The sequence below is a fragment of the Chryseobacterium sp. POL2 genome, assembly GCF_011058315.1.
Classification (GTDB): domain Bacteria; phylum Bacteroidota; class Bacteroidia; order Flavobacteriales; family Weeksellaceae; genus Soonwooa.
This window is the reverse complement of the sequence record NZ_CP049298.1, coordinates 921,317-936,939: the sequence shown is the minus strand read 5'-3', so window position 1 is coordinate 936,939 and position 15,623 is coordinate 921,317. Positions and strand designations below refer to the sequence as shown.

15 protein-coding genes are annotated in these 15,623 nt (G+C 35.5%); 4 read left to right on the top strand and 11 right to left on the bottom strand.

The window, feature by feature from the left end; translation table 11 throughout:
* Positions 1 to 119 precede the first annotated feature (119 nt).
* Positions 120 to 788, bottom strand: coding sequence for a head GIN domain-containing protein (locus G6R40_RS04415; protein WP_165132078.1), 669 nt, complete (start codon positions 786 to 788; stop codon positions 120 to 122).
* Positions 789 to 938: 150 nt separating this feature from the next.
* Between G6R40_RS04415 and G6R40_RS04410 the strand changes: the two genes are divergently transcribed.
* The 3 genes from G6R40_RS04410 (at position 939) to dnaJ (ending at position 4,214) form a co-directional block, all read left to right on the top strand.
* Positions 939 to 2,462, top strand: a complete 1,524-nt coding sequence (locus G6R40_RS04410) for a S41 family peptidase (RefSeq protein WP_165132076.1) — start codon at positions 939 to 941, stop codon at positions 2,460 to 2,462.
* Between the two features lie 61 nt (positions 2,463 to 2,523).
* Positions 2,524 to 3,063 carry a nucleotide exchange factor GrpE gene (locus tag G6R40_RS04405; protein ID WP_165132073.1) on the top strand — a complete coding sequence of 180 codons (540 nt, stop codon included), beginning with the start codon at positions 2,524 to 2,526 and terminating at the stop codon, positions 3,061 to 3,063.
* A gap of 26 nt (positions 3,064 to 3,089) precedes the next feature.
* Complete coding sequence (gene dnaJ, locus G6R40_RS04400; RefSeq protein ID WP_165132070.1) at positions 3,090 to 4,214, top strand: molecular chaperone DnaJ; 1,125 nt, start codon at positions 3,090 to 3,092, stop codon at positions 4,212 to 4,214.
* Between the two features lie 62 nt (positions 4,215 to 4,276).
* On the opposite strand, the gene G6R40_RS04395 is transcribed toward dnaJ, so the two are convergent.
* The gene (locus tag G6R40_RS04395) at positions 4,277 to 4,924 is read right to left on the bottom strand and encodes a metal-dependent transcriptional regulator (RefSeq protein WP_165132067.1); all 648 of its coding nucleotides are present in this window, start codon (positions 4,922 to 4,924) and stop codon (positions 4,277 to 4,279) included.
* 152 nt (positions 4,925 to 5,076) lie between these two features.
* Here G6R40_RS04395 and G6R40_RS04390 point away from each other — a divergent pair, with 152 nt between their 5' ends.
* Positions 5,077 to 6,375, top strand: coding sequence for an aminopeptidase P family protein (locus G6R40_RS04390; RefSeq protein ID WP_165132064.1), 1,299 nt, complete (start codon positions 5,077 to 5,079; stop codon positions 6,373 to 6,375).
* A gap of 62 nt (positions 6,376 to 6,437) precedes the next feature.
* On the opposite strand, the gene G6R40_RS04385 is transcribed toward G6R40_RS04390, so the two are convergent.
* The 9 genes from G6R40_RS04385 to G6R40_RS04345 all read right to left on the bottom strand — a co-directional run bounded on the left by G6R40_RS04385 (position 6,438) and on the right by G6R40_RS04345 (position 15,501).
* Positions 6,438 to 7,076, bottom strand: a complete 639-nt coding sequence (locus G6R40_RS04385) for an alpha/beta hydrolase (RefSeq protein ID WP_165132061.1) — start codon at positions 7,074 to 7,076, stop codon at positions 6,438 to 6,440.
* A 136-nt stretch (positions 7,077 to 7,212) separates the two neighbouring features.
* Positions 7,213 to 8,508 (bottom strand): tyrosine--tRNA ligase, encoded by a 1,296-nt coding sequence (gene tyrS, locus G6R40_RS04380; RefSeq protein WP_165132058.1) that lies wholly within the window; start codon positions 8,506 to 8,508, stop codon positions 7,213 to 7,215.
* Positions 8,509 to 8,686: 178 nt separating this feature from the next.
* Positions 8,687 to 9,421 carry a tryptophan synthase subunit alpha gene (gene trpA / locus G6R40_RS04375; protein ID WP_165132055.1) on the bottom strand — a complete coding sequence of 245 codons (735 nt, stop codon included), beginning with the start codon at positions 9,419 to 9,421 and terminating at the stop codon, positions 8,687 to 8,689.
* Positions 9,422 to 9,698: 277 nt separating this feature from the next.
* Positions 9,699 to 10,886 carry a tryptophan synthase subunit beta gene (trpB, locus tag G6R40_RS04370; protein WP_165132052.1) on the bottom strand — a complete coding sequence of 396 codons (1,188 nt, stop codon included), beginning with the start codon at positions 10,884 to 10,886 and terminating at the stop codon, positions 9,699 to 9,701.
* Between the two features lie 20 nt (positions 10,887 to 10,906).
* Positions 10,907 to 11,584 carry a phosphoribosylanthranilate isomerase gene (locus G6R40_RS04365; RefSeq protein WP_165132049.1) on the bottom strand — a complete coding sequence of 226 codons (678 nt, stop codon included), beginning with the start codon at positions 11,582 to 11,584 and terminating at the stop codon, positions 10,907 to 10,909.
* Positions 11,585 to 11,586: 2 nt separating this feature from the next.
* Positions 11,587 to 12,366, bottom strand: a complete 780-nt coding sequence (gene trpC, locus G6R40_RS04360) for an indole-3-glycerol phosphate synthase TrpC (protein WP_165132046.1) — start codon at positions 12,364 to 12,366, stop codon at positions 11,587 to 11,589.
* 53 nt (positions 12,367 to 12,419) lie between these two features.
* A complete protein-coding gene (trpD, locus tag G6R40_RS04355; RefSeq protein ID WP_165132043.1) occupies positions 12,420 to 13,409 on the bottom strand; it encodes an anthranilate phosphoribosyltransferase in 990 nt (329 codons plus the stop codon).
* Positions 13,410 to 13,443: 34 nt separating this feature from the next.
* Positions 13,444 to 14,010, bottom strand: a complete 567-nt coding sequence (locus G6R40_RS04350; protein ID WP_165137515.1) for an anthranilate synthase component II — start codon at positions 14,008 to 14,010, stop codon at positions 13,444 to 13,446.
* Positions 14,011 to 14,079: 69 nt separating this feature from the next.
* Positions 14,080 to 15,501 carry an anthranilate synthase component I family protein gene (locus G6R40_RS04345; protein WP_165132040.1) on the bottom strand — a complete coding sequence of 474 codons (1,422 nt, stop codon included), beginning with the start codon at positions 15,499 to 15,501 and terminating at the stop codon, positions 14,080 to 14,082.
* Positions 15,502 to 15,623 lie beyond the last annotated feature (122 nt).

Genomic DNA, 15,623 nt, shown 5'->3' with positions numbered 1-15,623 from the left:
TTATAATTAAAGTCCATTTTGAAGTCTTAAAGATATTACAAATAAAAAAAAGAGCAGTAACGAAAAATAAAAAAAGCTGCTTAGTTCAAGCAGCTTCTCTTGTATAATTAAAATTTGGATTATTTATAAATTACCTTTCCACCAATCATTTTTTTCTCATTTCGGTTTTCTGGATTTCCAAATACAGTGATTGATCCGCCAGCTCTTGTAGTGGTTGTGACTTCCTGACTTGCAAATACGCTGGCTTCTCCACCAGCATTTACGGTTACGCCTGTGTTTTCGGATTGTAAATTTTCTCCATCGTAACGTCCGCCTGTGTTAACAACAACACTTTGGGTCGAGGTTTCCCCAGAAACTTTGATAAAGCCACCTGTGTTAACTTTGGACGTAACATCGGAAGTTTTTGCGACAATATCGATAACAGATCCTTCATTAGACGTCAGATTAAGACTCGATGTTTCTATTGGAGAAGTTGATGTAATAAGAGAACCTTGACTGGCTTGCAAACTGTTCACATTTTTATAGTATAGCGCAATTTTTGTGGTCTCGCCTTGTAAAGTTTTGCTAGTTACCATACGGATTTTTAATTCGTTTCCGCTGTTGACAAATTCTACATTGTTTGCGTTTTTACCAGAAATGTCGGCTTTATATTCGGTACTTGGGATAAGCTCTACATTGATTTGATCATAAACTTTAAGTTTTGTAAAACTTCCAACATTTTTAACTTGTCCAAAAGCAAGGCTCGTACTTGCTGCAATCACCAGCGTGGTCAAAATTTGTTTTATCATAATTTCGGGTCTTTATTAGCTTTTTTATAGCGTCAAATACAGTACCATAGTACATTTGAGTGGCAATGATAATTAATTAATTTTACAAATAAATAGATTTTTCAAATTTTTCAATAAAAATCTTACATTTGATTTTAGAAAGAATAAGTTATGCAGAGACTATACCTCTTAGTTTTTTCGATGTTAATCATTGGGTGTCAATCTGTAAAAAAAGCCAATCTTGAATTTGATAAAAAAATTCCTGTAGAAGCTTTGAGACAAGATATTGATCAAAGTTATTTGGCTCTTAAAAAATTCCATCCAGAACTCAATTGCTATATTTCTGAAAATGATTTAACAAAGAAATTTGATAGTCTTAAACATAATATCAACGAGCCATTGACGAAGCAGGAGTTTTATTTCAAATTGGCACCAGTTATTGCCAAAATCCGAGAAGGGCATTTGCGATTAAAAATTCCGCAACGTTTGTACACAAAAACCGAAATAAAAAAATGGGATAAAAAAACACCTCTTTTTGGACAATATACATATCGCGTTGCGGACAAACGAATCATTGTAAAACAAGCAACACTAGATTCTGAGCAAAAACTGCTTCCCGGAACAGAGATTTTAGAAATTAATGGCAAAAAAGTGACAGATCTTATTGCCAAATATCAAAGTGTAATGACGGCAGACGGTTTTAATAAAACCTATTATAAATATGCATTAACAGAGTCTTTTTTCAATTACTATACTGCAGAATATGGACTTTTTGATGAAGCTAATTTGAGAATAAAATTTGAAAATAAAATTAGCGATGTTGTTATAAAACGTATTGATAAAGATGACATAAAAAAACAAAAATACAGCCCGAGTAAAGGAACTAAAAAGCTTTACGATTTTGATGCCCGAACCAATACTTATAACAGAAGTATGCGTTTTGCGACTTCGGATAGTTCGGTGGCTTATATCAAAGTAAAATCTTTTTCTCATACGGCATCCTCCAAGTTTTATAAACAAAGTTTTAATATTATAAAAAAAGCAAAGTCTAAATATTTGATTTTAGATATTAGAAATAATTTGGGTGGTTCTTTGGACGAAATCAACAATCTATATTCTTATCTCAGCAATCAGCCATTCACATTGGTGAAAATGCCAGAAATGACATTCGAGAACGCTGCGCTTCATCGTGATTTTTTCCATAATTTATCTGCTACTAACAAGATTTTATCCGCGGGAGCTTATCCATTTTTTATTCTTGGAAACAAATTGTTGTCTGGGAAAAATGCTAGCGGTAAAGCTATTTTTAAAGAAACGGCAGCTAAAAAATCAAAAGTAAAAAAAGACGCTTTTACTGGAAAAATATATGTTTTGATAAATGGCGCTAGCTTTTCCGCTTCGTCCATTTTATCCTCAAAATTAAAATTTGATAAACGAGCAACCATCGTAGGAGAAGAAACTGGCGGTGCGAATGATGGAGCCGTTGCTGGTTTTAATAATACCATAAAGCTTAAAAATTCCAAACTTGATTTGCCAATTGGTTTACTGTTCATACAACCTAACATTACTCCCGAAAATCTAAAACGCGGTGTCATTCCGGATGTAGAAGTTGATGCCGATTTTTTTAATGTTTTTCAAGAACAAGATCTTCAATATGAATGGATTCTTAATGACATTAAGAAAAATTCTGACTAATTGTCCAAACTTCCATTTTGGCAGTTTCTTTGCCTACAATCGAGTAATATAACTTAATATAATGGAAGAAAACAAAGATATACACGAAGAAACAGAACAATTAACGAACGAAGAAACTCAGAATTCTGACCAACATGTTGCTGACAATGTGGCAGTGGAAAAGACTTCAGAAGAATTATTGGCAGAAGAAAAAGACCGTTATCTTCGTCTTTATGCAGAATTCGAAAACTATAAAAGACGAACTGCTAAAGAAAAAAATGAGTTTTTCCTTTATGCCAATCAGGATTTGATGATTTCTATGTTGGCAATTCTTGACGATTTCGAAAGAGCATTAAAAGAAATTACAAAAACAGGGAACGAAGAAGATATCCGCGGCGTTGAATTGATCTATCAGAAATTCAAATCAAAATTAATGGATAAAGGTTTAAAACCTATTGAAGTCCAAGTTGGTGATGATTTCAATGTTGACTTTCATGAAGCTGTGACACAGATTCCGGCACCCGCTCCAGAGTTAAAAGGTAAAATTGTTGATGTTATCGAGAGAGGTTACCAACTGCATGATAAAGTTATTCGTTTCACAAAAGTAGTGACAGGCGCTTAATAAAAGGCTTTTCAGAATATAAAACAATGGCAAAAAGAGACTATTACGAGATACTAGAAGTTACGAAAACTGCAACTTCCGAAGAGATAAAAAAAGCGTATCGTAAACAAGCGATTAAGTTCCATCCAGACAAAAATCCTGGTAATGCAGAAGCAGAAGAGAAATTCAAAGAAGCGGCAGAAGCCTACGAAATTCTTAGCGATGATAACAAGCGTGCGCGCTACGACCAATACGGTCATGCTGGTGTTGGCGGCGCTGCAGGTGGTGGATTTGGCGGCGGTTTCGGCGGTGGAATGAATATGGAAGATATCTTCAGTCAATTTGGAGATATTTTTGGTGGACATTTCGGTGGCGGATTTGGTGGTGGCAATCGTCAGCAACAAGTTCGCGGAACTAATCTTAGAATCCGTATAAAACTTAACCTTGAAGAAATGGTCAATGGTACACAAAAAACCATTAAGGTTAAAAAAATGAAGTTAGCAGAAGGCGTGACTTCAAAAACATGTCCTACTTGTGGCGGTTCTGGAGCACAGGTTAAAGTTATGAATACGATGTTCGGCCAAATGCAAACCCAAACAACTTGTGGTGCTTGTGGCGGAATCGGAAAAGTTGCCGACAAAATTCCTGCGGGCGCCAACGCGCAAGGCCTTATCAAAACTGAAGAAGAAATTACCATCAACATTCCTGCAGGCGCTAGAGATGGCATTCAGCTCAATGTAAGAGGAAAAGGAAATGATGCACCATTCGGAGGAACGCCAGGCGATTTATTAGTTGTTGTTGAAGAAGAAGTTGACAAGCTTATCAAGCGTGAAGGCGATAATCTTCATCAAGAATTATTTATTTCTTTTGCTGAAGCGGCTTTAGGAACTTCTAAAGAAATCCCAGTTGTTGGTGGAAAAGTCAAAATAAAAGTAGAAGAAGGCACACAATCTGGAAAAATCTTGAGACTTTCTGGAAAAGGTCTTCCTAACATCGAAGGTTATGGTGGCAAAGGCGATATGTTTGTACACATCAACGTGTGGACGCCACAAAAATTGACCAAAGAACAAAAAGCATTTTTCCAAAGCCAAATCGATAACAACGAAATGACGGCAGAACCAACTGGAAAAGAAAAATCTTTCTTTGAAAAAGTAAAAGATTTATTTGATTAAATTAAATTTTTTCAATTATAAAATAAAAGCCTTCTAAGTCAATATTAGAAGGCTTTTTGTTATTATTTAACCAGAAGTTTTTCGCAAACCAACTTGCTGAAACTTTCTTGTCGTCCATCAAATTCCATCAACATCGATTGGTCAAAATCTTCGATATTTAATATTTGAAAACTAGTGCCCAGTTTGATATCTCGTTTGTTAAGATAATTCAGAAAATCATCGGCAGAAGTTGTTACAGAAGCCAAAACTACTTTTTGATTCACTTTGCATTGGCTCAATTTTTTTAGTTCGGGTTGCATTACAATTCCGTCTTTATCAGGAATTGGCTCTCCGTGCGGATCAACTTTCGGATAATCTAAGATTTCGTCCATTTTATCAAAAAAAGCATCCGAATGGATGTGCTCCAACTGTTCGGCAATTTCATGGACATTTTCCCAACCAAAGCCCATTTTCTGTACCAAAAACATCTCTGTCAGTCGGTGTTTTCTAACAATTAATGCCGCTTCTTTTCTTCCCAATTCTGTCACGCGTATCGGTTTGTAAGATTCATAAATTACCCAATGTTTATCGGCAAATTTTTTAATCATACTGTTTACAGATGGCATTTTGATTTGCAAACGTTTACTCAAATCATTTACAGAAACTTCATAGTCATCATTCATTAGATGATATAGAGCTTTCAAATAGTTTTCTTCTGTCAAGGAATTCATAGCTCAAAGATACAAAATGTTAGATAATTTATTTTTTTTAACTAACTTATCAATGATTCTTGTAATTTTTTGAATTAAACGATTTTCGAATGTCTTTCTATTCGTATTTTTGAAAAAGAAATTCTATTTTAATATTAAATAAATAATCAAATATGACAACAAAATACGACCGAATTTCAAATACACTTTTCATTAAAAACAGAAAAAAATTCACGGCTTTGATGAAGTCAAAATCTTTGGCAGTTTTTAATTCCAACGACATTTATCCTATAAGTGCAGATTCTACTTTGCCATTTCAGCAACATCGCGATATCTTTTATTTGTCAGGTGTTGACCAAGAGGAAAGCATTTTGCTGCTATTTCCTGATGCCCACAAAGAGGAATACCGTGAAATTTTATTTGTAAGAGAAACCAATGATCATATTGCAGTTTGGGAAGGTGAAAAACTCACGAAAGAAGATGCAACAGAAGTTTCAGGAATCAAAACGGTACTTTGGCTATCAGATTTCGAAAAGGTATTTTATGATTTGATGGCAGAAGCGGAGCAAATTTATTTAAATAAAAATGAACATTACCGCGCAGTTGTAGAAACCCAAACCCGCGAAGACCGTTTCATCGAATTTGTTAAAAAGCAATATCCTTTGCACACAATTCTTCGTAGCAATCCTATATTGCAACGTCTTAGAAGTATTAAAGAGCCCGAAGAAATTGCTTTGATACAAACGGCTTGTGATATTACAGAAAAAGGTTTTCGCCGAATTCTTAATTTTGTAAAACCTGGCGTTTGGGAGTATGAAGTGGAAGCAGAATTAGCCCACGAATTTATCAGAAACCGAAGTAAAGGTTTTGCTTATGGACCCATTATTGCGGGAGGAAACAACGCGAATGTCCTACATTACATTTCTAATAATATGCAACTGAAAGATGGCGATCTTCTCTTGATGGACGTTGCCGCAGAATATGCCAATTATTCGTCCGATCTTACAAGAACAATTCCTGTTAACGGAATATATACAACACGTCAAAAACAAATCTATAACGCAGTTCTTAATTGCAAAAAAGAAGCTGAAAACCGCTTGGTTGCTGGAAATAACTGGCATCAATTCCATAAAGATATGGGCGAAGTTTATACCTCGACATTACTAGATTTAGGACTAATTGATAAAGCTGATGTGCAAAATCAAGATCCGAAATGGCCAGCTTACAAAAAGTATATGATGCACGGGACATCCCACCACATGGGACTTGACACGCATGACTATGGACTTTTGTCCGATGATTTTGCTGCCGGAATGGTCTTTACTAACGAGCCCGGTTTTTATATTCCAGAAGAAAAATTCGGAATCCGGCTTGAAGACGACTACGAAATCCAAGCTTCTGGAGCTCCCAAAAATCTAATGAAAAATATACCCATAGAAGCTGATGAAATAGAGACCTTAATGAATTCTTAGAATAAAAAAAGCTGCAGTTCAGGGGTGAAATGCAGCTTTTTTGTTTTTAGTTGACTATAAATTTATGATTCAAAAAAAGTCATAAGATCCATGTAATTTTTTTGATTAACACCATGCCCGCTCATATATTCTCTAAAACTAAAATAACATCCCAAATCATAAAGCAGGTCCGCAGCTTTTCGACCCCAATCCATCGGGATTACTGCATCATCTGTCCCATGAGAAATAAAGAAACGAAGTTGCTCTAGTTTCTTTTTATCTTTGTTAATATTGCCTAGTAGTTTTTCTTCTGGATAACTGCTCAAACAAGCTATTTTATTGAACAACTGTGGGAATCTTAAGGATAACGCATAACTCAAAATTCCACCTTGACTAAAGCCACAAAGATGGGTAGCGTTATTAACTAATCCGTAATGATTCGTTATTTTCATAATAGATTCCATAATTCCAGAAATTGCTGCCTCGGCTTGGGGAACATCCACAAATTTTTCTTGATTGTTAAAGTCGATGTCATACCAGGCGTAACCGCCATAAGGCGTTTCTTTTGGTGCACGGAAGCTTACTACAAGCCAATCTTTGGGAAGTGTTGGTACGAAACTGAACAAATCTTCTTCGTTACTTCCATAGCCATGTAGCAAAACTAAAAGTGGCGTAGAAGCTGTAAAATTTTCGGGTTCTCGAATAATGTATGTTAAATCCATTGAGCAAAGATACTTTTTGATTTTGAAAATTAAAATATGATCATTTAATTATTTTTTCTGCCAAAGTAGTTTGGATTTATAAAATAGAAGCTTCCCCATTTTTGAGGAAGCTTTTTGAATTTATTTTGAAAAAAAATTAAATCGCTTTTACGATAAAGTAAGACTTTTTACCTTTTTGAAGTAATAAAAATTTACCGTCGATAAGGTCTTTATCAGAAGCTACAAAATTTTCATTCACTTTTTCTTTATTAACAGAAATCGCATTGCCCGTTAATTCGCGTTTTGCTTCGCCTTTAGATTTCAAAAAGCCTGATTTTTCAGAAATTAAATCTACAATATTGCTGCCGATAACCTCAGACTTAGCAATTTCTTTTTGAGGGACTCCATCAAAAATTTGTAAGAATAAAGTCTCATCAAGACTTACCAAATCTTCTGCTGTAGAACGCCCGAATAATATTTCTGATGCTTTCAGAGCTTTCTCATATTCTTCTTGTCCATGAACCCAAACAGTCACTTCCTCAGCTAATTTCTTCTGCAATTTGCGCTCGTGTGGCGCTATTTTATGTTCAGCAATCAAGGCTTCGATAACATCTTTGTCCAAGAATGTATAGTATTTTATAAAACGCACGGCATCTTCATCGGTTGCATTTAACCAGAATTGGTAAAATTGGTAAGGCGATGTTCTTTTGGCATCTAGCCAATAGTTTTCTCCACTTTCAGATTTTCCAAATTTGGAACCGTCAGCTTTAGTAATCAATTTTGTGGTCAACGCAAAGGCTTCTCCTTGTGCTTTTCTACGGATAAGTTCTGTTCCTGTGGTAATATTTCCCCATTGGTCAGAACCTCCCATTTGCAGCTTGATACCTTTGGTTTGGTATAGGTGAAGGTAGTCGTAACCTTGCATTAGTTGGTACGTGAATTCTGTAAAGCTCATTCCATCGGCACCATCTTCACCAGAGAAACGTTTTTTGACAGAATCTTTAGCCATCATATAATTTACGGTGATGTGTTTGCCGATATTTTTAGCAAAATCAAGGAAAGTCACATCTTTCATCCAGTCGTAATTGTTCACCAATTCGGCTTTGTTTGGTTCGTTACCTTCAAAGTTTAAGAATCTTGACAATTGACCTTTAAGACAATCTACGTAATACAAAAGGGTTTCCTCATCTAACAGATTACGTTCTGCGGATTTTCCAGATGGGTCACCAATCATTCCTGTCGCACCACCAACCAAAGCAATAGGCTTGTGACCGTGACGTTGAAAATGAGCCAAAATTTTAATTGGAATCAAACTTCCGATGTGTAACGAATCTGCTGTTGGGTCAAAACCGATATAGGCTGTGGTCATCTCTTTTTCGAGTTGTTCCTCAATCCCAGGCGTCATGTCGGCGAAAAGTCCGCGCCATTTCAGTTCTTCAATAAAAGCATTCATTATATAAAAATTTTAAGATGCAAAGCTACGAAATTGCTTTCTATTAGCCGATTTTTTAAGTTTAATTAATTTTTTTGGAGCCAGGAACCTGCTTTCCGTTGCAATCTTTTCTTGAAGACCTCGCTGCCGCTCGGCTTCCAAGAAAAGGATTTTCACTACAATCAGGGCTAGAGATTTGTCATAGTTTTATAGATTTCAAAAACGCAGAAGCTTTCTCTTCCCAATTGTTATTATCCAAAATAATTTTCACAAAAGCTGTTCCTATAATGCCGCCTTGCGCTTTCTCCGTAACCGACTCAAAATCTTGTTTGTTTTTAATGCCAAATCCGATGAATACTGGATTTTTTAGATTTAATGTAGCCAATCGATTGAGGTATTCTTCATTTTTTAAAGTCGCATTTGAGTTTCCTGTGGTCGAAGAAGAACTTACTGCATACAAAAATCCAGAACTTAAAGAATCTAAGTATTTAATGCGTTCTTCGGAAGTTTCAGGCGTTACCAAAAATGAAAAATTGATATTGTATTTTTCTAAAATTTTTTGGTATTTTTTTTCAAATTCGAAAGCTGGAAGATCCGGAATTATTAATCCTGAAACACCAACTTCCTGACATTTCTGACAAAATTTTTCAAATCCAAATTGCAAAACTGGATTGATGTAGCCCATCAAAACTTTGGGAATCGTTACTGAATCTTTTATTTCGGCTAGTTGTTCGAATAACTTTGCGATGGTCATTCCGTTTTTCAAAGCTAAAATATGTGCCTCTTGAATTACAGGACCATCAGCAACGGGATCGGAATATGGAATTCCAATTTCCATCATATCTGCCCCAGAATTTTGAATGATTTTTGCGATTTTTCCAGTGTCATCCAATTGCGGAGCGCCCGCTGTAAAGTATATATTGAGTTTTTTCATTTTTTTTGAGAAGTTAGATTTTAGAGGTTAGAAATTAGATTTTTTGAGAGACTGTTATTTCGACGTTAGTTGAAATCTCATGTTTTAAAGAGATTCCTCATTTTCATTTCGACACGTTCAGTGTTCATTCGGAATGACAAATTTTTGTTTTGATAACGACTTTGCGACCTGGCTTGAGCGGAGCTCTTTTCTTAGTTTTTCGGCGGCGAAGCCGCCGAAAAACTAAGAAAAAGCGAGAGTGGAAGACGGAAATTGTCGCCCAAAAACTTTTAAATTGTTAGCCATCAACTAAATGTTTCAAGTAGGTTTCCATATCCTTATCACCACGACCAGAAAGACAAATGACCACAACATCGTCTTTTTCGAATTTCTTTTTGTCCAAAACTGCCAAAGCGTGCGCCGATTCCAAAGCAGGAATAATTCCTTCAAGTTTTGTCAATTCCAAAGCTGATTTTAGGGCTTCATCATCATTAATGCTGAAAAATACCGCGCGTTTTTGGTCATGTAAATTGGCATGCATTGGACCGATTCCCGGATAATCCAAACCTGCGGAAATCGAATGTGGCTCGATGACTTGCCCATCTTCGGTTTGCATCACCAAACTTTGACTTCCGTGCAAAACGCCCAACGTTCCTAAGAAAGTTGTCGCCGCCGATTTTCCAGAATGAATGCCCAAACCACCAGCTTCCGCCGCGATAATTTTGACATCTTGTTCGTTCACAAAATGATAAAAAGTTCCTGCTGCGTTGCTTCCGCCACCAACGCAGGCAATGACATAATCGGGATTTTCTCGTCCTATTTTTTCATTCAGTTGTTCTTTTATTTCTTTCGAAATTACACTTTGAAACCTCGCCACCAAATCCGGAAAAGGATGCGGCCCAACAACGCTTCCAATAATATAATGCGTGGTTGTTGGATGGTTGATCCAATCTCGCAGCGCCTCATTCACCGCATCTTTCAAAGTTTTTGATCCCGAAGTGGCAGGAACCACTTTTGCCCCCAACATTTTCATTCGAGCCACATTGGGAGCTTGACGAGCAATGTCTATTTCGCCCATATAAACAATGCATTCTAAACCGAGAAGTGCACAAGCTGTCGCCGTTGCAACGCCGTGTTGACCAGCACCCGTTTCTGCGATAATCCTATGTTTCCCGAGTTTTTTTGCGAGTAAAGCTTGACCAAGAGCATTATTGATTTTGTGTGCGCCAGTGTGATTGAGATCTTCCCGTTTTAAATAAACATTTGTGCCGTATTTTTCGCTTAGATTTTTCGCGAAATAGAGTGGTGTTGCACGTCCTACATAATATTTCAGCAAGTTTTGATATTCTTCTTGGAAATCTTTAGCTTCGATTATTTCGGTATATTTTTCTTGCAATTCGGCAACATTGGGATAGAGCATTTCTGGGACAAAAGCACCACCGAATTCGCCATAATAGCCGTTTTTATCTGGGTTTTTAAAGTTCATTATTTCTTAGATGTTAGAGTTTAGATGTTAGAAATGAGATTTTTAAAATCAATAATTTTTTGAATGTTTTTATTACCAGCTTCGATTTCAAATTTTGAGTTGATGTCTAAAGCGAATGGTTGTTGGTTAATAGTTGAGAGTTGTTGGGTATTCTCGTTTGAAATTCCGCCGCTTAAAAAATAAGGAATAGGTATTTTGAGTTCATTTAAAATTTGCCAGTCAAAGCTTTTTCCGGTTCCGCCAAAGGCTTTGCTGTCGGTATCGAATAAGAGATTTGAGATTTGAGATTTGAGATTTGAGATTTTTTCAATCTTTTTTTTCAAATCTGTAAAATCTTGTCCAATTCTAATTACTTTAATTATATCAATGTTTTTTTCTAATTTTTTTCTTAATTCAAAAATAAATTCCTCCGTTTCATCGCCATGCAATTGTATGAAATTGAGTTGTGTTTTATCAGAAATATCAACAATGTTTTCAATACTTTCATTTACAAAAACACCGACTTTTCCTTGATGATTAATTTCTGAAATTTGCTTTAAACTCAAATGATTCAAAACATATCTTGGTGATTTTTCATAGAAAATAAAGCCCAAAAAATCCACTTTCAAGTCAATTAATTCCTGAATTTGATCGAGTTTTGTTAAGCCACAAACTTTGAGTTGGATTTGAGATTTGAGATTTGAGATTTGAGATTCCATTGTTAAATTTTTACGTTTGATACAAATTCTTCGAATTTCTTTCCTGGATTTTCGTTTTTCATAAAATATTCGCCCATCAAAAATCCATCAAAACCTTTGTTTTTTAAAAAATTAAAATCTTCTTCATGGTAAATTCCACTTTCTGCGATGGAAAAAATATCTTTTGGAAGTTGGTTTTTCAAATCTACTGAATGTTGTAAATCTACTTTGAAATCTTTTAAATTTCGGTTGTTAATTCCCACAAAATCAACTTTGTTATTAATGTGTTTCAATTCTTCTTCGGAATGAATTTCCAACAAAACCTCCAAATTTAATTCGTGTGCCAATGCGGTAAATTCTTGCACTTGATTTGGAGAAAGGCAAGCTGCAATCAGCAAAATAATATCTGCGCCAATGGATTTCGCTTCATAAAACTGATATTCGTCCACCATAAAATCTTTCCTCAAGATCGGAATATTAACAGAATTTCTCACCGAAATAATATCTTCGAAACTTCCGCCAAAAAAATCCTGATCCGTCAAGATAGAAACAGCACTCGCACCAAATTTTTCGTATTGTGAAATGACTTCAAAAGGCGAAACTTTATCGTTAATAATGCCTTTGCTTGGCGATTGTCGTTTAAATTCAGCAATAATTCCAGACTTCGACTTTATCGTTTTTTTTAAAGAAAAAGTTTGTCTTCCAAAAAACTCCGAATCTTTCAGTTGTTGAATAGAAATCTTAGATTTGGCTTCCGAAATTTCTTGTTTTTTTCTTTTTATTATTTTATCTAGAATGTTCATTTTATTTTGTTGTTGGTTGTCGGTTAATAGTAATAATAAGTTTGGAAAATCCATCAACTATTAACCAATAACTGTACACTTTTCAATGCTTTTCCGCTTTCCAAACTTTCCTTTGCCATCGAAAGACAATTTTCGTAATCGCCATATTTTCTTGTGTTTTCTAAAGCTAGAGCGGCGTTGGCTAATACAACGGCATTTTGAGCTTCAGTTCCGTTGCCTTCTAAAATAGAGATGAAAATTTGTGCTGCTTCTTTTTTCGTATTCCCACCATAAATCGTTTCGGGTAAATAGTTTTTGAATTTCAAATCTTCTGCCGAAACAATTTTTTCTCCATTTTTATCGAAAATTTTGGCATCAGCCGTTAATGAAATTTCATCGTAACCATCCAAAGCATTTACGAGCATAAATTCTTTATTTTCCTTTTGTAAAAGGTATTGATAGACTCTTGCAATTTCCAAATGGGCAACACCAATCATCATAAAATTGGGTTGAACAGGATTCACTAAGGGCCCAAGCATATTGAAAAAAGTTTTTAAACCCAATTGTTTTCTAAGTGGTGCAACGGTTTTCAAAGCTGGATGAAAAAGTGGAGCGTGAAGAAAACAAATATTTCCTTTTTCTAAGTCGGCTTTTAAATCTTCAGAATTATCTTTGAATTGATAACCTAATTCTTCTAAAACATTTGAAGAACCACTAATCGATGACGCTGCATAATTACCGTGTTTAGCGACTTGTTGTCCAGTCCCTGCCACGACAAAACTTGCCAATGTGGAAATGTTAAAAGTGTTTTTTCCATCGCCGCCGGTTCCAACAATATCCACCAAATCTTTAGTTCCTAAGTCGATGGGCTTTGCGACTCGCAATAAAGCTTCACGAAAACCGATTACTTCTTCGAGTGTAATTGTACGCATCAGAAAAACGCTGATAAAAGAAATGACTTCACTATCATTGAATTTTCCTTGAGAAATTTCCAATAGAATGGCTTTCGCTTCGGATTTAGAAAGTGTTTGATGGTTAAAAAGGTATTGTAAAATTTCTTTCATTTTGGTTGATGGTTCTTTTATAAACTGACAATTTTTAAACAATTAAAAAATTTTCTAGAATTTGTCTTCCTTGCGGTGTTAAAATACTTTCTGGATGATATTGAACGGCGTGAACATCGTAGGTTTTGTGTTTCAAACTCATAATCATTCCTTTGTCATCTACGGAAGTTATTTCGAGTTCTTCAGGGAAGTTTTCGGGATTCACCGCCCAAGAATGATACCGCCCAACTTCCAATATTTCGGGAAGATTTTTAAAAATGGAATGTTCTTTAATTTGCTTGGATTCGGTGGCTATACCGTGATAGATTTCCGAAAGATTGATTAAACTTCCGCCAAAAGCTTCCGCAATAGCTTGTTGACCGAGACAAACGCCAAAAATGGATTTTGTTGGGGCATATTTTTTTATCACATCTAATAAAATTCCAGCTTCCTCGGGAATTCCAGGACCTGGCGAAAGGATGATTTTATCGTACTTTTCAATGTCTTCCAAAGCGATTTGGTCGTTTCTAAAAACTTCTATTTTTTCATCAATAATTTGCTCAATCATTTGAACGAGATTGTAGGTGAAACTGTCGTAGTTGTCGAAAACCAAAATTTTAATTGATGGTTGATGGTTGTTAGTTGTTGGTTGTATATTGTGTTGCATTCTCTTTATATGTTTATAGTCAAATTAACTCATTTTCGCTGCTTTTGCAATCGCTTTTTTCAAAGCACCTATTTTATTATTAACTTCTTGAAGTTCATTTTCTGGATTAGATTTAGCAACAATTCCTGCGCCCGCTTGATAAAACAACGTATTGTTTTTACTTAAAAAACTTCTAATCATAATCGCTTGGTTGCAGCTTCCGTCAAAGCCAACAAAACCGATGCACCCTGCATAAAAGCTTCTTGAAGTTTTCTCATGTTCGTCAATCAATTGCATGGCTTTGTATTTTGGTGCGCCACTCAAAGTTCCCTGTGGAAAGGTGGTTGCAATCATTTCATAAGGATTTTGGTTTTCCGAAACATCCGCCACAACTTCCGAAACCATGTGAATAACGTGAGAAAAAAAATGAATTTCTTTCAATTTGGTTACCGTCGTATTTTTTCCGTGAATGCTCAAATCATTTCTTGCTAAATCTACTAACATTGTGTGTTCGGCATTTTCTTTGGGATCTTTTTTAAGCTCTTCGGCAGATTGTAAATCAAACTCGACATTTCCTGTTCGTTTGAAAGTCCCTGCAATGGGGTGAATAATGGCTTTTTTATTTTTAATAATCAATTGACTTTCTGGGCTGGAACCCATTAATTTGTAATCGCCATAATCGAAGAAAAATAAATAAGGAGAAGGATTAATATTTCGCAAAGCACGATAAACATTGAATTCGTCACCTCGGAATTTTTGCTCGAATCTTCGGCTTAAAACCAATTGAAAAACATCGCCACGGAAACAGTGTTTTTTAGCAAATTCAACGGATTTAAGATATTCTTCGTCGGTAAGATTGGAAGTCTCATCACCAATACTTTCGAAAGGATAAACGGGTGCATTTTTTTGATGGATGATATTTTCGATACTTAAAAATTCGGATTTTAAGCCTTCAATTTTATTTTCAATGAGAAACATTTCGTCGTTATGATGGTTGATGGCGATGATGTATTGGTACAATCTGTAACGCAGCAACGAAATTTTGTTTTCCTCAGATTGCGTTTTGAACTGGATATTTTCAAAAAAAGGAATCGCATCATAACTGGTATATCCAAAAAGCCCTTGCGCTTGTTTTCCTATTTCTAAATCAGGTGTTTCGCAAACAAAACAATCTGAAAATTCCTGCAAAAGAGTAGTTACTTTTTGATTTTTAAGACTCACTTTTATGGGGTTTTCTAGAGGAAATTTGAGTTCGGCTTCATCGTAATTACAGATTTCGATTCCAGCAATGGCGTTTACACAAATGAATGAGAAAGATTTTTCGGAGTTTTGATTTCCAGCGTTTTCGAGCAAAATGGTATCCCGAAATTGATCGCGCAATCGGAGGTAGATCCCGATAGGTGTGTGCAAGTCCGCAAGTTGAGATTTGATGTTGGTTTTAATATGGATTTTGTTGTTGATTTTCATTGTTCGTTACTGAATTTCCTTTGACCAACCCGCAATTTCCCATAAAAAAAGACTTCAACGGATTCGTCAAAGTCTTTGTGGTTTTAATATTTTATTTCTACACTAAACAAAAAGCCGATAGC